At 67.0% G+C, this 24,247-nt stretch carries 28 protein-coding genes; 24 read left to right on the top strand and 4 right to left on the bottom strand.

The window, feature by feature from the left end:
• The first annotated feature begins 140 nt into the window (after nucleotides 1-140).
• From ACFWU5_RS01420 to trmD, 6 genes are all read left to right on the top strand, one after another.
• Nucleotides 141-959: a nuclear transport factor 2 family protein gene (locus ACFWU5_RS01420; RefSeq protein ID WP_379265757.1), complete on the top strand. Its 819-nt coding sequence runs from the start codon at nucleotides 141-143 to the stop codon at nucleotides 957-959.
• Nucleotides 960-1,108: 149 nt separating this feature from the next.
• Nucleotides 1,109-2,203, top strand: a complete 1,095-nt coding sequence (locus tag ACFWU5_RS01415; protein ID WP_379265756.1) for an amidohydrolase family protein — start codon at nucleotides 1,109-1,111, stop codon at nucleotides 2,201-2,203.
• A 210-nt stretch (nucleotides 2,204-2,413) separates the two neighbouring features.
• Nucleotides 2,414-2,851, top strand: coding sequence for a 30S ribosomal protein S16 (gene rpsP / locus ACFWU5_RS01410; protein ID WP_379240687.1), 438 nt, complete (start codon nucleotides 2,414-2,416; stop codon nucleotides 2,849-2,851).
• Entirely contained in the window at nucleotides 2,851-3,093 is a 243-nt protein-coding gene (locus tag ACFWU5_RS01405) for an RNA-binding protein (RefSeq protein WP_056811833.1), read from the top strand. Before rpsP ends, ACFWU5_RS01405 begins: the two co-directional genes overlap by 1 nt.
• Nucleotides 3,094-3,618 carry a ribosome maturation factor RimM gene (gene rimM, locus ACFWU5_RS01400; protein ID WP_379240688.1) on the top strand — a complete coding sequence of 175 codons (525 nt, stop codon included), beginning with the start codon at nucleotides 3,094-3,096 and terminating at the stop codon, nucleotides 3,616-3,618.
• A 3-nt stretch (nucleotides 3,619-3,621) separates the two neighbouring features.
• The gene (trmD, locus tag ACFWU5_RS01395; RefSeq protein WP_379265755.1) at nucleotides 3,622-4,296 is read left to right on the top strand and encodes a tRNA (guanosine(37)-N1)-methyltransferase TrmD; all 675 of its coding nucleotides are present in this window, start codon (nucleotides 3,622-3,624) and stop codon (nucleotides 4,294-4,296) included.
• Between the two features lies 1 nt (nucleotide 4,297).
• On the opposite strand, the gene ACFWU5_RS01390 is transcribed toward trmD, so the two are convergent.
• Nucleotides 4,298-4,666 (bottom strand): VOC family protein, encoded by a 369-nt coding sequence (locus tag ACFWU5_RS01390; RefSeq protein WP_379240690.1) that lies wholly within the window; start codon nucleotides 4,664-4,666, stop codon nucleotides 4,298-4,300.
• Between the two features lie 234 nt (nucleotides 4,667-4,900).
• On the opposite strand from ACFWU5_RS01390, the gene ACFWU5_RS01385 reads away from it, so the two are divergent.
• The 14 genes from ACFWU5_RS01385 to ACFWU5_RS01320 all read left to right on the top strand — a co-directional run bounded on the left by ACFWU5_RS01385 (nucleotide 4,901) and on the right by ACFWU5_RS01320 (nucleotide 18,491).
• Nucleotides 4,901-6,514, top strand: a complete 1,614-nt coding sequence (locus ACFWU5_RS01385) for an AMP-binding protein (RefSeq protein ID WP_379265754.1) — start codon at nucleotides 4,901-4,903, stop codon at nucleotides 6,512-6,514.
• Nucleotides 6,515-6,627: 113 nt separating this feature from the next.
• Nucleotides 6,628-7,797: an alpha/beta hydrolase family protein gene (locus tag ACFWU5_RS01380; RefSeq protein WP_379265753.1), complete on the top strand. Its 1,170-nt coding sequence runs from the start codon at nucleotides 6,628-6,630 to the stop codon at nucleotides 7,795-7,797.
• A gap of 47 nt (nucleotides 7,798-7,844) precedes the next feature.
• The gene (locus ACFWU5_RS01375) at nucleotides 7,845-10,223 is read left to right on the top strand and encodes a Tex family protein (protein WP_379265752.1); all 2,379 of its coding nucleotides are present in this window, start codon (nucleotides 7,845-7,847) and stop codon (nucleotides 10,221-10,223) included.
• 45 nt (nucleotides 10,224-10,268) lie between these two features.
• Entirely contained in the window at nucleotides 10,269-11,153 is an 885-nt protein-coding gene (locus ACFWU5_RS01370; RefSeq protein ID WP_379240693.1) for a hypothetical protein, read from the top strand.
• Between the two features lie 157 nt (nucleotides 11,154-11,310).
• Entirely contained in the window at nucleotides 11,311-11,652 is a 342-nt protein-coding gene (gene rplS, locus ACFWU5_RS01365) for a 50S ribosomal protein L19 (RefSeq protein ID WP_379240694.1), read from the top strand.
• Between the two features lie 86 nt (nucleotides 11,653-11,738).
• A complete protein-coding gene (gene lepB / locus ACFWU5_RS01360; protein ID WP_379265751.1) occupies nucleotides 11,739-12,503 on the top strand; it encodes a signal peptidase I in 765 nt (254 codons plus the stop codon).
• Between the two features lie 22 nt (nucleotides 12,504-12,525).
• Nucleotides 12,526-13,230, top strand: coding sequence for a ribonuclease HII (locus ACFWU5_RS01355; RefSeq protein ID WP_379265750.1), 705 nt, complete (start codon nucleotides 12,526-12,528; stop codon nucleotides 13,228-13,230).
• A 46-nt stretch (nucleotides 13,231-13,276) separates the two neighbouring features.
• Nucleotides 13,277-13,582: a DUF2469 domain-containing protein gene (locus ACFWU5_RS01350; RefSeq protein ID WP_011210678.1), complete on the top strand. Its 306-nt coding sequence runs from the start codon at nucleotides 13,277-13,279 to the stop codon at nucleotides 13,580-13,582.
• A 91-nt stretch (nucleotides 13,583-13,673) separates the two neighbouring features.
• On the top strand, nucleotides 13,674-14,030 hold the full coding sequence (locus ACFWU5_RS01345) for a YraN family protein (RefSeq protein ID WP_379234794.1): 357 nt from the start codon (nucleotides 13,674-13,676) through the stop codon (nucleotides 14,028-14,030).
• A complete protein-coding gene (locus ACFWU5_RS01340) occupies nucleotides 14,030-15,538 on the top strand; it encodes a YifB family Mg chelatase-like AAA ATPase (RefSeq protein ID WP_379265748.1) in 1,509 nt (502 codons plus the stop codon). The genes ACFWU5_RS01345 and ACFWU5_RS01340 overlap by 1 nt, the downstream gene beginning before the upstream one ends.
• A complete protein-coding gene (dprA, locus tag ACFWU5_RS01335; protein ID WP_379265747.1) occupies nucleotides 15,535-16,704 on the top strand; it encodes a DNA-processing protein DprA in 1,170 nt (389 codons plus the stop codon). The genes ACFWU5_RS01340 and dprA overlap by 4 nt, the downstream gene beginning before the upstream one ends.
• 102 nt (nucleotides 16,705-16,806) lie before the next feature.
• Complete coding sequence (locus tag ACFWU5_RS01330) at nucleotides 16,807-17,730, top strand: tyrosine recombinase XerC (protein ID WP_379265746.1); 924 nt, start codon at nucleotides 16,807-16,809, stop codon at nucleotides 17,728-17,730.
• 87 nt (nucleotides 17,731-17,817) lie between these two features.
• Nucleotides 17,818-18,183, top strand: a complete 366-nt coding sequence (locus tag ACFWU5_RS01325; RefSeq protein WP_379240701.1) for a YidH family protein — start codon at nucleotides 17,818-17,820, stop codon at nucleotides 18,181-18,183.
• Nucleotides 18,180-18,491, top strand: a complete 312-nt coding sequence (locus ACFWU5_RS01320) for a DUF202 domain-containing protein (protein WP_379265745.1) — start codon at nucleotides 18,180-18,182, stop codon at nucleotides 18,489-18,491. Before ACFWU5_RS01325 ends, ACFWU5_RS01320 begins: the two co-directional genes overlap by 4 nt.
• Before the next feature lie 97 nt (nucleotides 18,492-18,588).
• Here the strand turns inward: ACFWU5_RS01320 and ACFWU5_RS01315 are convergent, their stop codons facing one another.
• The 3 genes from ACFWU5_RS01315 to ACFWU5_RS01305 form a co-directional block, all read right to left on the bottom strand.
• Entirely contained in the window at nucleotides 18,589-19,104 is a 516-nt protein-coding gene (locus tag ACFWU5_RS01315) for a DUF1990 family protein (protein ID WP_379266195.1), read from the bottom strand.
• Nucleotides 19,105-19,165: 61 nt separating this feature from the next.
• A complete protein-coding gene (locus tag ACFWU5_RS01310) occupies nucleotides 19,166-19,648 on the bottom strand; it encodes a M23 family metallopeptidase (protein WP_379266194.1) in 483 nt (160 codons plus the stop codon).
• A gap of 155 nt (nucleotides 19,649-19,803) precedes the next feature.
• Nucleotides 19,804-20,040, bottom strand: a complete 237-nt coding sequence (locus tag ACFWU5_RS01305; RefSeq protein WP_379265744.1) for a hypothetical protein — start codon at nucleotides 20,038-20,040, stop codon at nucleotides 19,804-19,806.
• 771 nt (nucleotides 20,041-20,811) lie between these two features.
• On the opposite strand from ACFWU5_RS01305, the gene rpsB reads away from it, so the two are divergent.
• The 4 genes from rpsB to frr all read left to right on the top strand — a co-directional run bounded on the left by rpsB (nucleotide 20,812) and on the right by frr (nucleotide 24,160).
• Nucleotides 20,812-21,699, top strand: a complete 888-nt coding sequence (gene rpsB / locus ACFWU5_RS01300) for a 30S ribosomal protein S2 (protein ID WP_379240705.1) — start codon at nucleotides 20,812-20,814, stop codon at nucleotides 21,697-21,699.
• A 134-nt stretch (nucleotides 21,700-21,833) separates the two neighbouring features.
• Nucleotides 21,834-22,658 (top strand): translation elongation factor Ts, encoded by an 825-nt coding sequence (tsf, locus tag ACFWU5_RS01295; RefSeq protein ID WP_379265743.1) that lies wholly within the window; start codon nucleotides 21,834-21,836, stop codon nucleotides 22,656-22,658.
• 169 nt (nucleotides 22,659-22,827) lie between these two features.
• Complete coding sequence (gene pyrH, locus ACFWU5_RS01290; protein WP_379265742.1) at nucleotides 22,828-23,556, top strand: UMP kinase; 729 nt, start codon at nucleotides 22,828-22,830, stop codon at nucleotides 23,554-23,556.
• Nucleotides 23,557-23,602: 46 nt separating this feature from the next.
• Nucleotides 23,603-24,160, top strand: a complete 558-nt coding sequence (frr, locus tag ACFWU5_RS01285) for a ribosome recycling factor (RefSeq protein ID WP_379240709.1) — start codon at nucleotides 23,603-23,605, stop codon at nucleotides 24,158-24,160.
• Nucleotides 24,161-24,247 lie beyond the last annotated feature (87 nt).

The following is a 24,247-nucleotide window of genomic DNA, read 5'->3' as shown; positions in this document are numbered from 1 at the left end:
GCCGGAATTAAAACCCCGTGGGGGTATCACTATTTGTACCCCCCACCACGGCTTTCTTGCCGGCCGGACAGCGACGTTTCCGGTTCGCCGTCTCGCACGATCGCCGACGCAGAACTGAAACACGTTCTAGCATGGACCGCATGTCGTTGGATCGGACCGCGCAGGATCTGCTGGCGGCGGTGCGGGAGTCGCCGCGTGCGGTCGCCGCGCACGACAAGGCCGCCTGGGTCGCGTTGTTCGCCGAGAACGCCGAGGTGCACGACCCGTACGGCTCGCGTGCGCATATCGGGGCCGAGGCGATCTCGCGGTTCTACAACGTCTTCATCGCGCCGAACGCCATCGACTTTCACGTCGACCGTGATCTGGTCGCCGGGCACACGGTGGTGCGCGATCTGCTCATCGAGACCAGGATGTCGACCGGCGCCACCGTCAGCGTGCCGATGCATCTGCGCTACGACCTGGTCGCCACCGACAGCGGCTGGCGGATCGCTCGGCTCGCCGCGCACTGGGAGTTGGGGGTGATGATCGTGCGACTGTTGCGCACGGGGCCGTCGGGACTGCGCGCGGGTGCGAAGCTCGGGGCGCAGCTCGTCGCGGAGCTGGGCGTGCATGGTGCGATGGGCATGATGGGGGCGTTGTCCGGCGTGGGCGGGGCGGGCAAGCGTGTCGTCCACAAGCTGTTCGAAGCGGCCGCTGCCGGCGACTCGACCGGCGTACACGCACTGCTCGACGCGTCGGCGGTGGTCGAATCGCCTGCCGGATCCCCGAGCTCGGTGGCGGAGTTTCTGGATCGCACGCGAGAGATGGAGTGGGACAAGATGATCGCCGCCGGGCGCACCGTCAGCGTGAGTATTCGGGTAGGCGCGTCGTACGGCGTGGCATTCGTGGACTTCGCCCGGGGGCGATCGCGCGTCACCGCGGTGCGGGTCTTTCTCGATGGTGATCCGGTGGGCGACTGAGGGTTCAGCCGTGGTCGTGAACCCTGCCGGTGGCCGCACGTGCACGGCTCTGTCCGGTGCGACCTCCTTCCTCGGTGGTGAGCCTCGGGGTCGTGCGTGCGCCGATCGCGCGCGGTAGGTTCGGACTCAGCCGACGTCTGGAGGTTCGTGTGCATCTGCGTGGTGTGGTTCTGCCCGGTGACGAGGAGCGCGACCTCTGGGTCGTCGACGGCACCGTGACGTTCGAGCCGGTGCGCGGAGCCGAAACCCTGTGTAGCGCAGGGTGGATCGTGCCGGGACTGGTCGATGCCCACTGCCACGTCGGCATCACCTACGGCGGCGGCGGCGAGACCCACGACGGCGCGATCGAACAGGCCGAAACCGAACGCGACGCCGGTGCGCTGCTGTTGCGCGACGCCGGATCGCCGATCGACACGCGATTCATCGACGACCATGTCGACCTGCCGCGGATCATTCGCGCCGGACGGCATATCGCGCGACCTCGCCGCTACATCCGCGAACTCGGCATCGAACTCGACGACGAGCGGGACCTGCCCGAGATCGTGGCCGAGCAGGCGCGGTTCGGGGATGGGTGGGTGAAGATCGTGGGGGACTGGATCGACCGCTCTGTCGGCGACCTGCGGCCGCTGTGGAGCGACGACATCCTGAAACAGGCCATCGACGCCGCCCACGCGAACGGTGCCCGCGTCACCGCGCACGTATTCGGTGAAGACGCGCTGCCCGGCCTGATCAACGCCGGCATCGACTGCCTCGAACACGGCACCGGCCTCACCGACGACACCATCGCCCTCATGGCCGCCCACGGCACCGCCCTCGTCCCCACCTTGATCAACATCGACACCTTCCCCGACATCGCCGACAGCGCCACCAAATTCCCCACCTACGCCGCCCACATGCGCGACCTACACCACCGCGTCCGCGACACCGTCGGCAAAGCCCACGAAGCAGGCATCCCGATCTACGCGGGCACCGACGCGGGCGGCTCCATCCGCCACGGCCGCATCGCCGACGAAATCACCGCCCTGACCGGCGCAGGCCTATCCCCCCACGAGGCCCTCGGCGCCGCCTCCTGGAACGCCCGCACCTGGCTACACCGCCCCAGCATCGAAGAAGGCGCCCCCGCCGACTTCGTCGTCTACGCCCACGACCCCCGCACGAACCCCCAATCGCTCACCGACCCACAATGGGTAGTCCTGCGCGGCCTGGTGGTGAAGACCCCCAACCCGGTCACCGGCCACCGCTGAATCGGCGTTGCGCGGCGATAGCGGAGGCGATTTCCTGGCTGGTTCGTTCGTCTGGCAGAATGAAGTCTCGTCCTTCCTGGACAAGTGTCAGCCCGTCTCCGGTTACGTACCGCGCGGCGGTCACGCACGACATGCGCGAAACCGGACCCGCAGCCCATGTGGGTCGCCGAATCGCGTGGTGACCAAACTACTGAAAGAAGACTGAACAGCATGTCTGTCAAGATCCGGCTCACTCGCCTCGGCAAGATCCGCAACCCGCAGTACCGCGTCGTCGTTGCCGACGCGCGTTCGCGTCGCGACGGCCGGGCCATCGAGTCCATCGGCCTGTACCACCCGAAGGAAGAGCCTTCGCTGATCGAGATCGACGCCGAGCGCGTCGCGTACTGGCTGTCGGTCGGCGCGCAGCCCACCGAGTCGGTGCAGCGTCTGCTGGAGATCACCGGCGACTGGCAGAAGTTCAAGGGCCTGCCGGGCACCGAGGGCACCCTGAAGGTCAAGGCCCCGAAGACCTCCAAGCTGGACCTGTTCAACGCCGCGCTCGCCGCCGCCGACAACGCGCCCACCACCGAGGCCGTCACCCCGAAGAAGAAGGCCGCCAAGAAGGAAGAGGCCGTCGCTGAGGAAGCCGTCACCGAGGCTGCCGAGTAATGACTGCTGTTGTTGCCGATGCCGTCGAACATCTGGTTCGCGGCATCGTCGCCAACCCCGACGACGTCCGTGTCGAGCTGCTCACCGGACGTCGCGGGCGCACCGTCGAGGTGCATGTCCATCCTGAGGACCTGGGCAAGGTGATCGGGCGCGGTGGTCGTACCGCGACCGCGCTGCGCACCCTGGTCGCCGGCATCGGCGGCCGTGGGATCCGGGTCGACGTGGTCGATACCGACGCCTAGATGGAACTCGTCGTAGGTCGGGTCGCCAAGTCGCACGGCGTGCGCGGCGAACTCGTCGTCGATGTTCGCACCGACGAGCCGGAGGTCCGGTTCGCGCCGGGCGTTGTGCTGCACGGCAGAATGCCGCGCAGTTCGGCGATCACCGACTACACCGTGAAGTCGGTCCGAGAACACTCGGGCCGACTTCTGGTCGCGGTCGACGGTGTCGATGACAAGACCATGGCCGACACTCTGCGCGGCACTTTGTTCGTCGTCGACAGCGAAAATCTACCGCCGTCCGACGATGACGACGCCTTCTACGATCACGAACTCGAAGGCCTTCGGGTCGAGTTCGCCGACGGAACGCTGGTCGGCACGGTCACCGAGGTGCTGCATTCGGCCGCGGGCGAACTGCTGTCGGTGCGTGCCGCCGACGACGGTCGCGAAATTCTCATTCCCTTTGTCACCGCCATCGTGCCGACGGTTTCGCTCGCCGATGGACTGGTGGTCATCACCCCGCCCGAGGGCCTGCTCGATCCGGAGTAATTCGTGCAACTCGACGTCGTCACGATCTTCCCGGAATATCTGGAGCCGCTGCGCACCGCGCTGCTGGGCAAGGCTGTCGACAAGGGCCTGATCTCGGTCGGGGTGCACGACCTGCGCAAGTGGACGCATGACGTGCACAAATCGGTCGACGATTCGCCCTACGGCGGTGGACCCGGCATGGTCATGAAGCCGACCGTGTGGGGCGACGCCCTCGACGAGGTCTGCCCCGACGACGCCCTGCTCGTGGTGCCCACCCCCGCGGGTGTGCCGTTCACGCAGGCCACCGCGCAACGCTGGGCCACCGAGAAGCATCTCGTGTTCGCCTGCGGGCGGTACGAAGGCATCGATCAGCGTGTGTTCGACGATGCCGCCCGTCGCGTGCGCGTGGAAGAAGTGAGCATCGGCGATTACGTGCTCATCGGCGGCGAGGCCGCGGTGCTGGTGATGACCGAGGCCGTGGTGCGCCTGATTCCCGGCGTGCTCGGCAATCAGCAGTCGCACCAAGAGGATTCGTTCTCCGACGGACTGTTGGAAGGCCCGAGTTACACGCGACCGGTGTCGTGGCGCGAGCTCGACGTGCCGCCGATCCTGCTGTCGGGCGACCACGCCAAGATCGCCGCGTGGCGCCGCGAGCAGTCCCTGGAGCGCACGGCGCAGCGTCGCCCCGACCTGCTGTGAGCTAGCCCGCGATGACGCGGGTGGTGATACAGAACGGGTGCCCGGCCGGGTCGAGGAGTACTCGCCAGCGCGGATCCTGTTGTACCGGTGCGGGTTTAGCGCCGATGGCCAGAGCGTGCTGTTCGCACAGATCCAAGTCGGCGTCGGCGGCCAGGTCCAGATGGACCGCGGCGGTGCCCGGCCACTGCGGCGGAAAATAGTCCTCCACGCGTTGCGCGGCCAGGGTCAGGCCCGACGGGATGCGGATTCCGACGCTGTGCGCGTCGTTCCACAAGACCCGCCCACCCAGCAGTCCGAGGTAGAAGCGGGCGAGGGATTCGGGGTCGTCACAGTCCAGTGAGAGGCCGGCCAGTTGAAAAGGCTCCGTCATCGGACCGACGCTACCGGGGGAGGATGCGTCCCGAGTTTGTTTTGCGGCAAAGACATTTGGGTATCCCACGGGGTAATTCGTTGTGCGAGCGTCCAATCCGAGGATTGCTGGTTCCGTTCGGAATGAAGCACTGCCACCGCTTTCGGTGAGGTTCGGGCGTGCGGTGTGCCACATTCTATGAGGTACCACCGTCGACGTGCGGCCGATCCTGCCGCGCGGCAAGGAGATCTGCTGATGCCCGAAGCCAGCTACAGCCGCGGACCCACCGATATCGCACTTCTCACCGACACCATCGGCGCGAACTACGCGCGCACCGCCGCCGCCCACCCCGATCGCGACGCGCTCGTCGACCAGATCACCGGCCGCACCTGGACTTATCGCGAGGCCGCCGCCGCGATCGACGCACTGGCCACCGGACTGGCGCAGCGGGGGATCGTCGCGGGAGACCGGGTGGGAATCTGGGCGCCGAACTGCGCGCAGTGGTATCTGGTGCAGTACGCGACGGCGGTGATCGGCGCGATCCTGGTCAATATCAACCCCGCCTACCGCACCAGCGAACTCGCTTATGTTCTCGGTCATTCCGGCGTGCGGATGCTGATCGCGGCGCCGGATTTCAAGGGTTCGGACTATGTGGCGATGATCGAGCAGGTTCGGCCGGAATGTCCTGAGCTCGAGCAGGTGCTCATTCTCGGCAGCTCGGAATGGGAAGCAGTGGCGCGCACGACCCCCGACCCGGTCGCGTTGGCCGAAATCGAAGCGACACTGTCGGCCGATGACGCGATCAACATCCAATACACTTCGGGCACAACAGGTTTCCCCAAGGGCGCGACCCTGAGTCATCGCAACATTCTCAACAATGGCTTCTTCGTCGGTGAACTGTGCGACTACACCGAAGCCGATCGCATCTGCCTGCCGGTGCCCTATTACCACTGCTTCGGCATGGTCATGGGCAACCTCGCGGCCACCACGCACGGTGCGGCCGTGGTGATTCCGGCACCCTCGTTCGATCCGGCCGCCACGCTGGCCGCGGTGTCCGCGCAACGGTGCACCTCGCTCTACGGCGTGCCCACGATGTTCATCGCCATGCTGGCCGAACTGGACGCCGGGCTCGACTACGACCTGACGAGTTTGCGCACGGGCATCATGGCGGGTTCGCCGTGTCCGGTGGAGGTGATGAAAAGGGTGATCGACCGGCTGGGAATGAGCGAGGTCGCGATCTGTTACGGCATGACCGAGACCAGCCCGGTATCCACGCAGACCCGTCGTGACGACAGCATCGACCGGCGCACCGCCACCGTCGGTCGTGTCGGCCCGCACCTCGAGGTGAAGGTGATCGACCCCGCCGACGGGCGCACCCTGCCGCGCGGCGAACCCGGCGAACTGTGCACTCGCGGGTACTCGGTGATGCTGGGCTACTGGGACCAGCCGGACAAGACCGCCGAAGCCATCGACGCCGACCGCTGGATGCACACCGGCGACATCGGCGTGATGGACGACGACGGCTACCTCTCGGTCACCGGCCGCATCAAAGACATGGTCATCCGCGGCGGGGAGAACATCTACCCCCGCGAAATCGAAGAGTTCCTCTACACCCACCCCGATATCGTCGACGCCCAGGTCATCGGCGTGCCCGACGACAAGTACGGCGAAGAACTCATGGTCTGGATCCGCCTGCGCGACGGCGCCACTCCACTCGACGCGGACACCCTGCGAGCCTTCTGCACCGGCCGCCTCGCCCACTACAAGATCCCGCGCTACGTACACCTGGTCGACGAATTCCCGATGACGGTCACCGGCAAGGTCCGCAAGGCGCAGATGCGCGAACTCGCCAGAGACCTGCTCGGCTGAATCGCTGGGGCACACCATGTTCCGATCTATCGCGGGCGGTCGCGCGGTTTGCTAGCGTATTCGCGACGGCCGGGCGGTTCGTAGCTCGGTTGCGAATAGTGATGGGGGAGACGGTGTTCCGTCGAGCGGCTGTGGTGTCCATGTCGGTCTGTGCGCTGGTTGCGACCAGTGCGAGCATCGCCGATGCCGGACCCGGTGGTGTCGGCGTGCTGCCGAGTCCCAGCGGTGCCTTGCCGGTGGGGTCGACCACGCTGCATCTGGTCGATGCCGGTCGGGTGGACCCGTTCCAGCCGGACCGGTCCAGGGAACTGATGGTGTCGGTGTTCTACCCGGCCACCGATGTAAGCCGTTATCCGCGTGCGCATTACGTGTCGACCGAGTTGATTCCCGGGCTGGAGAGCAAGCTCGGCATCGAACTTCCCGGCGCGCTGACCCACGCCCATCGGCATGCGCCGGCGCAGGCCGCTAGCAAGTATCCGGTGGTGCTCTACACGCCCGGTGCCGGTGTCTCGCGGGTGCTCGGGACCGGGCTGGCCGAGGATCTGGCCTCGCGCGGTTATGTGGTGGTGACGGTCGATCACACCTACGAATCGGGTCCGGCCGTGGAGTTCCCCGGCGGGCGGATCGTGCAACCCGCCGCGGCGCCGAACGGTTTCGATACCGCCCTTCGCGAAAAGTACATCGCGACAAGGCTGCTGGACTTCCGGTTCGTCCTGGATTCGCTCACGGGGCTGGCCGCGGGGACGAACCCTGATGCCGAATCCGATGCTCTGCCAGTCGATCTGGGCCGTGTGCTGGACATGGACCGGGTGGGTGCCGTCGGGCATTCCTCTGGTGGGTACGCCGCGGTCGAGGCCATGCACGGGGACCGGCGTATCGATGCCGCGGTCGACATGGACGGGCAGATCGGGGTGGACGAGGCGTTCGGGCGCGCGGTCACCGAGGGGGTGGATCGGCCGAGCTTGGTGTTGACCAGTGCGCAGATCGAGGAGGTCGGGGACGCGAATCCGTCGTTGGACGCGTTCTGGCAGCGGGCCACGGGGTGGAAACGTCATCTGGCCATTGCGAATTCGGCGCACTACGACTTCACCGACATGCCGTCGCTGGTGCCCGCCATCGCCCGGCCTGCCGCGTCGACGTATATCGGCAGCATCGACCCGGATCGGATGGCCGCGCTGGTGCGCGGGTACGTCGCGGCGATGTTCGACAAGTTCCTGCGCGACCGCACCGACACCCTGCTGGATCGGCCGATCACCGAACCCGAGGTCACCACTGTGCGCTGACCAGGAGGTATGTCGGGTGTCGGTGGGGCGCTGTAGTCTCTGCGGCTGTGACGACAGCGCCTGAGATCGCCGACAGCACCACCATCATCGCCAGCGTGGGCAGGCGGATCGCCGACGAACTGGGAGTGCGGGAAGCCCAGGTTCGGGCTGCCGTCGAACTGCTCGACGGCGGTTCGACGGTTCCGTTCATCGCGCGATACCGCAAGGAGGTCACCGACGGCCTCGACGACGCCCAGCTGCGTCAGCTCGAGGAACGCCTCGGTTACCTGCGTGAGCTCGACGAGCGGCGCGGCGCGATCATCGAATCCATTCGCGGCCAGGGCAAACTCGACCCCGCCCTGCACTCGCAGCTCATGCTCGCCGAGACCAAGGCGCGCCTGGAAGACATCTACCTGCCGTACAAGCCCAAGCGCCGCACCAAGGCGCAGATCGCCCGCGAAGCCGGGCACGAACCCGTGGCCGACGCGCTGATCAGCGACCCGAACACCGACCCGGCCGGCTACACCGCCGAACAGCTCGACGGTGCCCGCTCGATCCTGGTCGAGCGTTTCGCCGAAGACGCCGACCTGGTCGGTGAGCTGCGCGAGCTGATGTGGAATCGCGGCCAGGTCACGTCGAAGGTGCGCGCGGGCAAGGAGGAAGCGGGCGCGAAGTTCGCCGACTACTTCGAGTTCAGCGAGCCCTTCCACAAACTGCCCTCGCACCGGATCCTGGCGCTGCTGCGCGGGGAGAAGGAAGAGATGCTCACGCTGCATCTGGAAGCCGATATCGATGAGCCGGAGCCCGGCGAGCGCACGATCTACGAGGGTCGCATCGCGGTGGCCTTCGGCATCGCCGACAAGGGTCGCCCGGCCGATTCCTGGCTGCTGGACACCGTGCGGTGGGCCTGGCGCACCAAACTGCAGGTCAGTCTCGGTATCGACACCAGGATGCGGTTGCGGCAGGCGGCGGAGCGCGACGCGGTCGACGTGTTCGCCGCGAACCTGCGCGACCTGCTGCTGGCCGCGCCCGCGGGCACCCGCACCACCATGGGTCTTGACCCCGGTTACCGCACCGGTGTGAAGGTCGCCGTCGTCGACGCCACCGGAAAGGCCGTCGCTACCGAGGTCATCTACCCGCACAAGCCGCAGGGGCAAACCGAGAAATCCCTCGCAGTGCTGGCCGCGCTGGTCGCCCGGTTCAACGTGGAGCTCATCGCCATCGGCAACGGCACCGCCTCGCGCGAGACCGATGCCCTTGCCGTGGAACTGATTTCGCGCATCCCGGAGAACAAGCCCACCAAGATCGTGGTGTCCGAAGCGGGCGCCTCGGTGTATTCCGCCTCCGCCTACGCCTCGGCCGAACTGCCCGATATGGACGTGTCACTGCGCGGCGCGGTCTCCATCGCGCGACGATTGCAGGACCCGCTCGCCGAACTGGTGAAGATCGATCCCAAGTCGATCGGGGTCGGCCAGTACCAGCACGACATCTCCGAGACGCTGCTGGCACGCTCGCTGGGCGCGGTGGTCGAAGACGCGGTGAACGCGGTCGGCGTCGACGTCAACACCGCCTCGGTGCCGCTGCTGTCGAGGGTGTCGGGCGTGTCCGGGTCGGTCGCGGAAAGCATTGTGGCGCACCGTGATCAGAACGGGCCGTTCAACAGTCGCAAAGCACTGTTGGCGGTTCCGCGCTTGGGTCCCAAAGCTTTCGAACAGTGCGCGGGCTTCCTGCGCATTCGTGGCGGCGTCGATCCCCTCGACACCTCCGCCGTGCACCCCGAGGCCTACCCGGTGGTGCGCCGCATTCTCGAGCACACCGGTCGGGAAATGTCGGAGGTCATCGGCAACACCAGCACGTTGCGCGCGCTGAAGCCCGCCGACTTCACCGATGAGAAGTTCGGTGTGCCCACGGTCAGCGACATCATCGCCGAGTTGGAGAAGCCGGGTCTGGACCCGCGTCCGGAATTCAAGACCGCCGAATTCGCCGCGGGGATCGAGAAGGTCGCCGATCTGAAACCGGGGATGGTGTTGGAAGGCGTGGTCACCAATGTGGCGGCGTTCGGTGCGTTCGTCGATGTCGGCGTGCACCAGGACGGCCTCGTGCACGTGTCGGCGCTGTCGCACAACTTCGTCAAGGACCCGCGTGAAGTGGTGAAGTCCGGTGATGTGGTGAAGGTGAAGGTGCTCGAGGTCGATATCGCTCGTCAGCGGATCGGGTTGACGCTGCGGCTGGATGACGAGCCGGGTAAGCCCGCGCAGGGGGACAATCGTGGTGGCGGTGCGCCGCGCGGTCAGGGTCGTGGACCTGGTGGTCAGGGTCGTGGGCAAGGCGGGCAGGCGCCGGCTCGTAAACAGGGCAGCGGCGGTGGCAACCAGCGCACCCCCGCGGCTCCACCGAGCGGGTCGATGGCCGACGCTTTGCGCGCGGCCGGTTTCGGCAAGAAGTAGGGACCGCACGACCACAACACTGCACTCCACGACAGGGCGGGCGACATGCGACGGTGGCTCGAACACGAGGTGATCGCGCATGGCCGCCTGCCCCTGCTGTGCTTTCTGCTGGGGTTCATTCTCGGCTTCGTGGTGATCCGGATCAGCGTGCGGATGATCCGCGCCAACGTGCGCTGGTGGCCGGGCAATGTGAAGGCCGGCGACACCCACATCCACCACATGGTGTTCGGCGTGATCACCGTGCTGCTGTCGGGCATCGGACTGATCGCCACCGCCGAGGACTCCACCCAGATCACCTCGAGCGTGCTGTCGGCGTTCTTCGGCATCGGTGCCGCGCTGGTCCTGGACGAGTTCGCGCTGATCTTCTACCTGCGTGACGTGTACTGGTCCGAACAGGGCCGCACCTCGGTGGACGCGGTGTTCGTCGCGCTGGCGGTGACCGGCTTGCTGCTGCTGGGCGTGCAACCCGCCACCTTCCTGGACTACGACGACTTCCGGCGGTCGCGCGGTGTCGGGGTGCGGGTGGGCGTGGCGATCACGGTCGTGGTGAATCTGGTGTTGGCTGCGGCGGTGATCGCCAAGGGCAAGATCTGGACCGGGCTGTTCGGCATGTTCTTCACCCCGCTGCTGCTGGTCGGGGCGGTGCGTTTGAGCAGGCCCGGTGCGCCGTGGGCGCGCTGGCGGTACGGCAACCGGCCCAAGACCATGAGTCGGGCGATCGCGCGGGAGCGGCGGTATCGTCGACCGGTCATTCGCGCGAAGATCTTCGTCCAGGACCTGATCGCGGGCAAACCCGACGTCGAACACGCACGCTCGGCCGCGGAGGCCGTGTTGGCCCGTACTGTGGTCGCCGCACCGCCCGCACCGCTGCCGCACCCGCACCTGCTGCCGCGTCGCCGCACCGACGCCGACCAGCCTGACCAGGAATAAGCCCCGATTTCAGTCGCGGCTACCCGGTCTGGCACAATGAACCGGTTGCCTTGGAGCAGTCATGTCCGAGAGCACTCCTGTTCTGAGCACGAACCGGTCGAGCGCGCGAGTGCCGCCAGGTTCCTCTGTTCACGCAAAGAATCCGAAAAGGTGGAAAATGAACACCCTCGATTTCGTCGACGAGAAGTCGCTGCGCAGCGACATCCCCGCGTTCCGCGCGGGCGACACCCTGAACGTGCACGTGAAGGTCATCGAAGGCTCGAAGGAGCGCATCCAGGTCTTCAAGGGCGTCGTCATCCGACGTCAGGGCGGCGGCATCGGCGAGACCTTCACGGTCCGCAAGGTGTCCTTCGGTGTCGGTGTCGAGCGCACCTTCCCCGTGCACAGCCCCAACATCGACCACGTCGATGTCGTGACCCGCGGTGACGTGCGTCGCGCGAAGCTCTACTACCTGCGCGACCTGCGCGGTAAGGCTGCCAAGATCAAGGAAAAGCGCTGATCTCGCAGTAGCACTTCGCAGTACCAGATTTCTTCAGGTAGCCCGGCACCCGACTCACGTCAGGGTGCCGGGCTACTCTGTTCGGCGTGGCAGACGAAAGTGGGTCGGTGTCGGTGTCCGATTCAAATGACGAAGGTGGGCGGCGCCGGAAGAAGCGCGGCGACAAGAAGCAGCGCCCGTTCTGGCAGGAGCTGCCGATACTGGTGGTGATCGCCGCGGTGATCGCCGCGTTGATGGTGACCTTCGTCGGTCGGCCGTATGTGATCCCGTCGCAGTCGATGGAGAACACGCTGCAGATCGGTGATCGCATCTACGTGCAGAAGATCAGCTACTACGGTTCCGAACCCGGACCCGGTGACGTGGTGGTCTTCGTCGGGCCGCCGTCGTGGAACGGGCACTACAAGTCGGTGCGTTCGGACAATGCCGCCGTGCGCGGGGTGCAGAATTTCCTTTCCTACTTCGGGCTGGTCCCGCCGGATGAGAACGACCTGGTCAAGCGCGTGATCGCGGTCGGCGGGCAGACCGTGCAGTGCTGCGATCCGCAGGGTCGGGTCATGGTCGACGGCAAACCGCTCGACGAGCCGTACATCAAGAAGGATTACCCCTGGTCCGCCGATCGGCCCAACGCGGTGTACCCGGCGGGGCGGATGTTCGGGCCGGTCAAGGTGCCCGAAGGCCACCTGTGGGTGATGGGCGACAACCGCAACGAGTCCGCCGATTCGCGCGCGCACGTCAGCGACGATCTGCAGGGCACGGTGCCGGTGGACAACGTCCGCGGTAAGACGGTGTTCAAGATCTGGCCACCCAGCCGGATCGGGCCGGTCAAGACCCAGAACGCGCAAGAGAACTAACCGCGAGAAGGACAATCGAACTGTGGGGCAGGATCGGACCAGCTGGCCGCCGCGGGTGGTGATGCGCCGAGCGAGCGGACTACGCACGCTCGAGGCCGCACTGGTGCGCGGTGGCCTCGCACCGGTGGCCGGTGTCGACGAGGCGGGCCGTGGACCGTGCGCGGGTCCCCTGGTGGTGGCCGCGTGCCTGCTGGCGCCCAAGGCGTACGACAAGCTGTCCGGGCTGGACGACTCCAAGAAACTCACCGAGGCCGCGCGTGAGGAGCTGTTCCCGGTGGTGCAGCGGTTGTCGTTGGCGTGGAGCGTGGTGGTGGTGCCGGCGTGGGAGATCGACGCGATCGGCATCCACGTGGCCAATATCGAAGGCATGCGACGCGCGGTGGTCGGCCTGGAACGCACTCCCGGTTACGTGCTGACCGACGGATTCAAGGTGCCCGGCCTGCCCGCGCCCTCGCTGCCGGTGATCGGCGGCGACGGCACCGCGGCCTGTATCGCCGCGGCGAGCATCCTGGCGAAAGTGACCAGGGATCGGATGATGGTCGAGCTGGACGCGCAGCTCCCCGGCTACGGTTTCGCCGCGCACAAGGGCTACAACACGCCCGAGCACACCGCTGCCCTGCGGGAGCTCGGACCCAGTACTGAACACCGCCGTTCCTGGCGGAATGTGCGCGAGCTCGAGGTGCCCGGAGGTAGCCGAGTGGCTACCCGCGCGGCGCATGCGCGATGATGACACCAATGAACGCGGCGCTGCTAGCAGGAGGACGTCCCACCCGATGAGTGCTGAGGACCTCGAGAAGTACGAAACCGAGATGGAACTGTCGTTGTACCGCGAGTACAAGGACATCGTCGGCCAGTTCTCGTACGTGGTGGAGACCGAACGGCGCTTCTACCTGGCCAATTCGGTCGAACTGCGCCCACAGAACGCCGACGGCGAGGTGTATTTCGAAGTGCGGATGAGCGATGCCTGGGTGTGGGATATGTACCGCCCGGCACGGTTCGTCAAGCATGTTCGGGTGATCACGTTCAAGGACGTGAACATCGAAGAGCTGGAGAAGCCGGACCTGCGCCTGCCGGAGTAGTTATCCACAGGGGAAAAGTTATCCACAGGTTTTCTGTTTCCCCAGGTCGCGTGGGGTAGCTGCGTCGGCCGTTGTGTTCATGATTTCGTTCATGGCACACAAACAGGCGCTCGGCGCATACGGGGAGAAGCTGGCCGCGCAGTATCTGTGCGAGACCGGGATGGAGATCGTCGCCCGCAACTGGCGGTGTCGATACGGGGAACTGGACCTGATCGTCCAGGACCCGTCCACCACGGTGTTCGTCGAGGTCAAGACGCGGTCGGGGCTGGGTTTCGGCACGCCCGCCGAGGCGGTCACGTTCAGCAAGCAGCAGCGGATCCGTCGGCTGGCCCTGCTGTGGCTGGCCGAACAGGGCGGGCCGTGGCGGCGGATTCGGTTCGACGTGGTGTCGGTGCTGGTCCCGCGGGGGCGCGGGCCGGTCATCGACCACCTGACGGCGGCGTTCTGATGGCACTGGGGCGGGCGTTGTCGGTGGCGGTGACGGGGGTCGACGGGCAGCTGGTGGAGATCGAGGCCGATATCGGTCAGGGTCTGCCGTCGGTGAATCTGGTCGGGCTGCCCGACGCGGCGCTGCAGGAATCACGCAATCGGGTGCGGTCGGCGGTGGCCAACACCGGGGAGAAGTGGCCCGACGGTCGGGTGATCCTGGCGCTGTCGCCTGCGACGTTGCCCAAAGTGGGCTCCGTGTACGACCTGGCGTTGGCGATTTCGGTGCTCGACGCCTCGGGGGCGGTGCCGGGGGAGCGGCTGGTGAAAACGGTGCTGCTGGGGGAGTTGGCGCTGGACGGGCGGGTTCGGCGGGTGCGTGGGGTGTTGCCCGCGGTGATCGCGGCACGCGCGGCAGGGTTGCCCACTGTTGTCGTGCCCGCCGAGGCGGTGGCCGAGGCGGGGTTGGTCGAGGGGATCGAAGTGCTCGGGGCGACGAGTTTGCGGGCGGTGGTGGCGTGGTTGCGCGGGGAGGGCAAGCTGCTCGAACCCGACGGGCTCGCACCGGGCACGCAGACGCCGTGCGGTGACCTCAGTGATGTGGTCGGGCAGGACGAGGCGCGGTGGGCGTTGGAAGTCGCCGCGGCGGGCGGACATCACCTGCTGTTGACGGGGCCGCCGGGAATCGGCAAAACGATGCTGGCGCAACGACTTCCGGGATTGTTGCCTCCGCTGTCGGAGGCGGAATCGTTGGAGGTGACCGCTATTCATTCGATGGCGGGGTCGCTGTCGGCCGAGCAGCCTTTGCTCACGCTGGCTCCCTTTGTCGCACCGCATCATTCGACGTCGGTGACCGCGATGATCGGCGGTGGTTCCGGCATGGCTCGACCGGGAGCGGTCAGCCGGGCGCATCGCGGGGTGTTGTTTCTCGACGAATGCGCCGAGATCGGCACCAAGGTCCTCGAGGCGCTGCGGACTCCGCTCGAGGAAGGCGAAGTGCGCATCGCGCGGCGCGACGGTGTCGCCCGGTATCCGGCCCGTTTCCAGCTCGTACTGGCGGCCAACCCCTGCCCGTGCGCGCCCGCACGCGACGTGGACTGCATCTGTGCGCCGCTGGCTCGTCGTCGCTACCTGGGGAAACTGTCGGGGCCACTGCTGGATCGCATCGACATCTGGGTGCAGATGCACGGTCAGGCCGGCGCGACGTTCACCGACGAGCAGGTCGAGGACAGTGCCACCGTGGCCGCGCGCGTGGCCGGGGCCAGAGCCCGAGCCGCGCAACGGTGGAGCGAGGACGGGTGGACGACCAATGCCGAAGTCCCAGGCCACATTCTGCGCAAGCGCTTCAAGCTGCCACGGGAGTCGATCGCGCCGATCGAGACGGCTTTGCGGCTGGGGCGGATGTCGGCGCGTGGTGCCGACCGGGCGATCCGGGTCGCCTGGACGGTCTGCGATCTGCGCGAGGGAGAGATGCCCACCGTGCAGGACGTGATGGCGTCGTTGAACTTTCGGCAGCGGGGTGCGCAATGAGTGGGTTGCGGGTGGTGGACCTGGACGGCGATCCAGACGAACGGCGGCTGGCCTGGGTGTATCTGTCGCGGGTGGTGCAGGGGCCGTGCGCACCGCTGTCGGCGCTGATCGCGTCGGTCGGGGTGTGTGAGGCGGCGCGGGCTGTTCGCGAACACGAACTGCCGACGGCTTTGCGCGGGCCTACTGCGGCGCGACGTGAAGTCGATTCGGCGGCACGGGATTTGGACACCATCGCCAGTCTCGGTGGGCGAGTCATCACGCCCGACGACCAGGAGTGGCCCGGGTGGCGGATGCTCGGACTGGACCAGCTCGATGCCGAACGCGATCGCGAGGCCGCGGTTCCCCTGGTGCTGTGGGCCCGCGGTCCGCTGTCACTGCACACCGCGTCCGAACGTGCTGTCGCGGTGGTGGGTTCGCGGTGCAGTAGCGGGTACGGGGTGCAGGTGGCCAGCGAGGTGGCGTGCGATCTGGCCGGCCGGGGGTGGACGATCGTGTCCGGCGCCGCCTTCGGCATCGACGCGGCGGCGCATCGAGCGGCACTGGCGGTGGGCGGGCCGACCGTGGCGGTGCTGGCCTGCGGCGTCGACCGGCCCTACCCCGCACAACACGACCGACTGCTCGCCGCCATCGCCGACAGCGGTCTCGTGGTCAGCGAATACCCGCCGGGTGTCGCCGCTCAGAAGCACCAGTTCCTGGCCAGGAACCGATTGATCGCGACGCTCGGCGACGGTGTCCTGGTGGTGGAAGCCGGCTTGCGCAGCGGTGCCCGCAACACTGTGAAGTGGGCCCGCAGATTGGGCCGACCCGCCATGGCCATACCCGGACCGGTCAGCTCGGCCTCCTCGGTAGGCTGCCACCGCATGATCAGAGACGGCGAAGCACTGCTGGTAACCCGCGCCGAAGACATCATCGACGAGGCTGGGCCTCTTCGTCTTCCGGTCGCCGAGGGCAACTCGGTCGACCCCGCCGCTCACTTGCGCGGCGCCGAAGCCGACATCTACGCGGCGCTGCCCATCGTCGGTTCTCGGCTCCCGCGAGAACTGTCTCAACAATGCGGCCTCGACCTGGCCACTGTCCGGGCGGTTCTGCCGAGTTTGGAACTGGCCGACCTGGTCGGCTGTGATTCCGATGGATGGTTTAGGACGTCCGGTCGACGGGCGAGTTGACGAGGTTCGGGCCAATTTTCTCGCGGGGTCGCGGCTGGTGGCTTGTCGGGGGAGGCGGCGTGGGGGGTTGCGTGGGGGGCGGGGAACGGTGACGGTGGGGGCATGGATGTGTTGCCTGATGATCTGACCGCGTTGCTCACCGAGTTCGGGCGGCATCTGCGGTTGGGGCGGAATCGGTCGGCGCATACGGTGCGGGCGTATCTGGGGGATGTGCGGTCGCTGTTGGAGCATCTGTACGCGCGGTCGGCGGATTCGGCGGTGCGGGAGTTGGATCTGCCGCTGTTGCGGTCGTGGTTGGCCGAGTTGGCGGCGGCGGGCGTGGCGCGTACGACGTTGGCTCGGCGGGCTTCGGCGGCAAGGACTTTCACGGCATGGCTCACCGAAACGGGGCGACTGAGCATCGATCCGGGGTTGCGGCTGCAGGCACCGAAGGCGCACCGAGTGCTGCCGGCGGTTCTCGGCCGCGACCAAGCCGAGCGGGCAATGGGCGCAGCGGAATCCGGTGCGGCACAGCAGGATCCGATGGCTCTGCGGGACCGGCTCGTGGTGGAGTTGTTGTACGCCACCGGTATTCGCGTCAGCGAGCTGTGCGGCCTCGACATCGACGACATCGATCGGGAACGTCGCCTGGTGCGGGTGATCGGAAAGGGCAACAAGGAACGCTCGGTGCCGTTCGGCGGGCCCGCCGACACCGCACTCGCCGCGTGGCTGCGCGCGGGCCGCCCGTCCCTGGTCAACGACCACTCCGGCCGCGCCCTGCTGCTGGGCCAACGCGGCCGCCGCCTCGACCAACGCCAAGCCCGCACCGTCGTCCACGAGGTCATCGCCGCAATCCCCGGCGCCCCCGACATGGGCCCGCACGGACTACGCCACACCGCCGCCACCCACCTCCTGGAAGGCGGCGCCGACCTGCGCGTAGTCCAAGAACTGCTCGGCCACGCCAGCATGGCCACCACCCAGCTCTACACCCACGTCTCCGTCGAACGCCTCAAACGAGTCCACGACCAAGCCCACCCTCGAGCGTGAGGGTCATCGCTGATCGGCGGACGCGCTCGCGTTGCTCATCGGCGCAGGGCGGGTGTCGGCGCATGATGGGACCAGGAGGTGGTCGTCGTGACGTTGCCCGAGGTCGGGGCAGAATCCGGGGACGGCGAAGAGGAGGTCGACTACCGGTTCACCCTCGCCAACGAGCGGACCTTCCTGGCCTGGATCAGGACGGCGCTCGGCCTGCTCGCGGGCGGTGTCGCGGTGCACACGCTCGTTCAGCCGACGCGCCTGGCCGGATTCGCGGGCGCCATTTCGATGATCTGTCTGGTCCTGTCGCTGGCCGTCGCCCTGGTCGCCTTCTGGCACTGGCGCCGGGTGAACTTGGCGATGCGGGCCGGCGGACCGCTGCCGGGGACGATCCTGGTTCCCGTCCTGTCAGCCGGTGTCGCGGTAGTCGCCGTGCTCGCCTGTGTGGCGGTCGTGCTGTCGTGACCGCACCGACTCTGGCCATGGAACGCACCGCGTTGGCCTGGCGGCGGACCTCTCTGGGTGCGGCGGGGTGCAGCGTGCTCTTCGCTCACGAGGCCGCCGTCGACAGTAGACAGTCCGTGGTGCTCCCACTGGCCGCGGCCACGGTCTCCCTCCTGCTGGCCTACGTCGGCTGGCACCGCAGCCGCGCACTCGGCAGTGGTCGCGCACCAGGCAGCGGGCGCGCAGGTATCGGAACCGTCGCGACCACCACCGTCGCCGTCGCGCTCGTCGCGCTCATCGCCGTCGTCAGTGTCCTGTACAACGGCTAGCGAGTGCCCTGTACAACGGCTAGCGAGTGCCCCTGCAACGGCTAGCGAGGGTCCTGTACAACGGCAAGCGAGTGTCCCGTTCAACGGCTGGTGCGGGTCAACTGGTGGTGGGCAACGTATTCAAGTAGCGATGGGCGAACCAGCGCTGGATCAGGCGGACGACGGGACCGCCGAGCCTGACGTACCAGGCGCCTGGCTTGGAGAAGGCGGCGATCAGCCCGTAGACGGTTCCGTCGGAGGGGTCGTACTCGACCGCGAACAGTTCCTCGCCGATCTCGGGGTGGCCGGGCAGGGTGCCGTAGGCGAAACCGCGGCGGTCGGGTTCGTCGAGGACGTAGACCACGCGGCAGGGCGCGCTGATGATGCCGACCGGGCCGAGACCGAGTACGACCGTGAGTTCTGTTCCGGGCTGGGCTGTTTCGGTGTCGGCGTAGCGAAAGGTGCGCACCCCCTTCTGAATTCCGAAGTCGAGGATGTGGGTGGCCGCGTGGTCGAACAGTTCACGGCCGTGGCCGATCGGCCGACGAAGACTGAATCGGTGGTATCCGTCGGGCATCGTGGTGCGGGTGGCACCTACCTCTGGATAGGTGAAAGGCGCTGAGTTCTCGGGCACCCCTGGATTCTCGTCCGCCGACAGCCCATACGGTGGCTCGGTGGTGGAGTGGTTCGTCACGTCATGCCTCCAGCGGTTTCAGGCGGACCGGCACCTCGTGCAGCAGTCCGAGCGGGTCGATGTATTCGCGCCGGTTGTGCGCTCCGGTTTCGCGGCGCGCACCCCAGTGCAGACAGGCGGCGACCGGACATCCCTCGTGCCCGGCTTCCAACGTGCCGACCGCTGTGCCCCTGCTCACCCGGCTTCCCACGCTCACCTGCGCCAGCACCGGTTCATAGGTGGTGCGCAGGCCGCCCGGATGATCGATGGACACCACCGGCTTGTCAGCCACTTTCCCCGCGAACACCACGATGCCGTCGCCCGCCGCCAGCACCGGCTGCCCGGCGACGCCCGCCAGATCGACTCCACGATGCCCCGGCAACCAATTCCGCTCCGGTTTGTCGAACTTGCGCTCCACGGCGGGCCGCGGCCGCAACGGCCACCCGAACGATCCGGATTCCGCCGCCTTGGCAGGCACCGCCCCGCTGAGCACAATTGCCACCAGGCAGGCCACCCCCAACACGTGCCCGAGGATCGACCGCGCCCGCCGCGCCACACGACGAACAGCGGTAGGCCTCGGCGGCCATTCGTCGGACGCAGGCACCACAGGCGCGACTTGGGGTGGGCAGCGCTTCTTTTGCAACATCGCAGCCCCCGATCTCAGCGATGCGGTCGCGGCGTCAACGCGATCAGCGCCCGCAACATGTCCCGGAGCACGGCGGGAAGCTGTGTCGCCGATCCGCTTCCGCCGGCCGGCACCACGATCTCGACCTCCGACCGAGCGCCCGCGCTGCGATCCACACCCTGCGGTCGGCCCGGAGCAGACCCGAGGTCATGCACGGTGACCTGCACCGGAACAGGAGCGGGAACCAGTTCGCGCCGAGGCACGACGATCACCGGCACCACGGTTGTGCCTCCACACGACGTCGCACCATCAGCGGGCGGATCGCCCTGAGCGGTCCGATTCCCAGTCGAGGTCGGGTGCGAACGTGGAGGCGCCGCCGGAACAGTGCCCGGCGTTGCCGCACGTGACGGCGGCGAAACCGAGCCGGTGCTCCGACGCGCAGGCGGCTGGGCGAGCACAACAGCCCCACCGACACAGTTCGACGGCGGCGCCTTCTCTCCGGGCACAGTCAGCGCAGGGCCGGCGGCATCACCCGAAGTAGGGTGAGCGGCGGCCGGTGCGGCGGCGACGGTGACCGCGCAGAGCAACGGAAACGTAGTGATCAGAGTGCGTGTCAACGGGTTCATGCCACCAACTGTGAACGTCGCATAACCCCTGCGGGACAACGATTTCCCGATTGTGGACAACTTTCCCATATGTGGATATCGCGTACTTCATTCACGAAATGGGCGGCCGATGCACAGGGGGCGATTTCGGACCTGGCCCTGCTCCGCGTAGACTGAACAAGCGGTTTGTGCTCAGCAGCCATTGCGTGTGCACAGCACGGACCGACTTCGCGCGCCACCCGTGCTCGTCCATCCGGTCGTCGCTCGCAATGCAGACGGTCCGCAGGGCATGTCAGCGCGAGTTCTTCAGCGGATGAACAGGGAAATCGTCGGCTGGTCCCGGATTCTTCGAATCGGGTCCGGCGGTTTCGGTGGCGCCAGGGCAGTCGATCGCCGATCGGCTGCGTCAACCGGCAACGAAAGAGAGATACGAAGGCTATGCCTGTCGTAACTATGAAGCAGCTGCTCGACAGCGGCGCACACTTCGGCCACCAGACTCGTCGGTGGAATCCGAAGATGAAGCGGTTCATCTTCACCGACCGCAACGGCATCTACATCATCGACCTGCAGCAGACGCTGACCTTCATCGACAAGGCCTACGAGTTCGTCAAGGAGACTGTCGCCCACGGTGGCACCGTTCTCTTCGTCGGTACGAAGAAGCAGGCTCAGGAGTCGATCGCTTCCGAGGCGCTGCGCGTCGGAATGCCCTACGTCAACCAGCGCTGGCTGGGTGGCATGCTCACCAACTTCTCCACCGTGCACAAGCGCCTGCAGCGCCTCAAAGAACTCGAGGCCATGGAGCAGACCGGTGGCTTCGAGGGTCGCACCAAGAAGGAAATCCTCATGCTCACGCGTGAGATGACCAAGCTGGATCGCACCCTCGGTGGTATCCGTGACATGGCCAAGGTTCCCTCGGCCATCTGGATCGTCGATACCAACAAGGAGCACATCGCCGTCGGCGAGGCGCGCAAGCTGAACATCCCGGTCATCGCGATCCTGGATACCAACTGCGACCCCGACCTGGTCGACTACCCGATCCCGGGTAACGACGACGCGATCCGTTCCGCCGCACTGCTGACCAAGGTTGTCGCTTCCGCGGTGGCCGAGGGCGTGCAGGCCCGTGCGGGCCGCGCTTCCGGCGATTCCAAGCCTGAAGCCGGCGCGGGCGAGCCCCTGGCCGAGTGGGAGCAGGAGCTCCTGTCCTCGGCGACCCCGGCCGCCGAGGTCGAGGTCACCGAGGTCGTCGAGACCCCGATCGAGACCCCGGCCGAGGCCGAGGCCGAGGTCAAGGCCGACCCGGCACAGCACACCCCGGCTGACTTCTGAGCTGACCGGTAGCACACTGTTCACCTTGCCGGCCCGTCTGAATTCAGATGCGGTCGGCAAGGTGGCGTAAAACCCCTGCCGAGAATCTTCGAGCGCGCCAGCGCGCTCCACAAATACAGGAGGGTCGCCCCCACATGGCGAACTACACCGCTGCTGACGTGAAGCGGCTCCGCGAGCTCACCGGCTCCGGCATGATGGACTGCAAGAACGCGCTGGCCGATTCGGACGGCGATTTCGACAAGGCCGTCGAGGTGCTGCGTATCAAGGGCGCCAAGGATGTCGGCAAGCGTGCCGAGCGGGCCACCGCCGAGGGTCTGGTCATCGCCAAGGACGGCGTCATGGTCGAGATCAACTGCGAGACCGACTTCGTCGCCAAGAACGCTGAGTTCCAGGAAATGGCCGATGCCATCGTGACCGCGGCTGCCGCGGCCAAGCCGGCCGATCTGGACGCCCTCAAGGCGCTCAAGCTGTCCGACGGCACCGTTGACGACGCCGTGCAGGCGCTGTCGGCGAAGATCGGCGAGAAGCTGGAACTGCGTCGCGTCGTGTCCTTCGACGGCCCGGTCGCCACCTACCTGCACAAGCGTGCCTCGGATCTGCCGCCCGCCGTCGGCGTGCTGGTGGAGTACGAGGGCACCGGCGACGCCGCTGCCGAGGCCGCGCGTGCGGCCGGCATGCAGGTCGCCGCGCTCAAGGCCAAGTACCTGACCCGCGAAGACGTGCCTTCCGAGATTGTCGACGCCGAGCGTCGCATCGCCGAGGAGACCGCGCGCGAAGAGGGCAAGCCCGAAGCCGCGCTGGTGAAGATCACCGAAGGCCGCGTCAACGGCTTCTTCAAGGACGTCGTGCTGCTCGAGCAGTCCGCCGTCACCGACTCCAAGAAGACCGTCAAGGCGCTTCTGGAAGACGCGGGCGTGACCGTGAAGCGTTTCGCTCGTTTCGAGGTCGGCCAGGCCTGATCCGCCTGAGCTTTCACGAACAGCCTCCTCGGCGCGGTGCGATGCCGCGTCGAGGGGGCTTTCCTCGTCCGGGGACCGACCCCAGTTCTGGGTGGTCCCCCCTTGATAGGGCAGGATGGATGCCGCCTGCTCGCCCCGCCGTAGACCTCGCTGAAGGAGACCGACACCCATGACCGACCCGGGTAACGACCGCCCTGGATACAACCGGGTGCTGCTCAAGCTGGGTGGGGAGATGTTCGGTGGTGGTGGCGTCGGCCTCGACCCCGATGTCGTGCAGGCCGTGGCCGAGCAGATCGCCGAGATCGTCGAAACCGGTGTGCAGGTGGCCGTGGTGATCGGCGGCGGCAACTTCTTCCGAGGCGCCGAGCTGGAAGAGCGCGGCATGGAACGCGCCCGCTCGGACTACATGGGGATGCTCGGGACTGTGATGAACAGCCTCGCGCTCCAGGATTTCCTGCAGCAGCAGGGCATCGATACGCGCGTGCAGACCGCCATCACGATGGGTCAGGTCGCCGAGCCGTATCTGCCGTTGCGCGCCAAGCGTCACCTGGAGAAGGGGCGCGTGGTGATCTTCGGTGCGGGCATGGGTATGCCCTACTTCTCCACCGACACCACTGCCGCCCAGCGTGCGCTGGAGATCGGCGCGGAGGTGGTGTTGATGGCCAAGGCGGTCGACGGCGTGTTCGACGCCGACCCGAAGGTGGACCCCAATGCGAGCATGTTCACCGAGATCACCCACAAGGAAGTGATCGAAAAGGGGCTGAAGGTGGCCGATGCCACCGCGTTCAGTCTCTGCATGGACAACCAGATGCCGATGCTGGTGTTCAATCTGTTGATCAAGGGCAATATTGCCCGTGCGGTCGCCGGTGAACCCATCGGCACCCTGGTTCGGTCGTGACCCCGCACCTGCGGACGATGACGATGACGCTGTGGAGGATTCGGTCGTGATTGATGAAACGCTCTTCGATGCCGAGGAGAAGATGGACAAGGCCGTCACGGTGGCGAAGGACGACCTTGGCAGCATTCGTACCGGCCGCGCCAACCCGGGCATGTTCACCCGGGTGCTGATCGAGTACTACGGCTCGCTCACCCCGATCACCCAGGTGTCGAGCATCACCGTGCCCGAGCCGCGCATGGTCGTGATCAAGCCGTACGAGCAGAGTTCGCTGGGCCTGATCGAGAACGCGATCCGCAACTCGGATCTGGGCGTGAACCCGACCAACAACGGTGACATCCTGCGCATTTCGGTGCCGCAGCTCACCGAGGAACGTCGCCGCGAGATGGCCAAGATGGCCAAGTCGAAGGGCGAGGACGCCAAGGTCTCGATTCGCAACGTCCGCCGCAAGGCGATGGACGAACTGGGTCGCATCCAGAAGGATGGCGAAGCGGGCGAGGACGAGGTCGGGCGCGCGGAGAAGGAGCTCGACAAGACCACCGCCAAGTATGTGGCGCAGGTCGACGAGCTGGTCAAGCACAAGGAAGCCGAACTGCTCGAGGTCTGAGCGTCAGATCACGCCAGTCCCGCTCGTGCGGGGGATGAACGGAACGACGAGTTGAGCGACGGGACAATCGTGGCCGAAGACGCCGCC

It is taken from the genome of Nocardia sp. NPDC058640, assembly GCF_042716995.1.
In the GTDB taxonomy this organism is placed as follows: domain Bacteria; phylum Actinomycetota; class Actinomycetes; order Mycobacteriales; family Mycobacteriaceae; genus Nocardia.
This window is presented reverse-complemented; position numbering and strand designations above follow the sequence as displayed.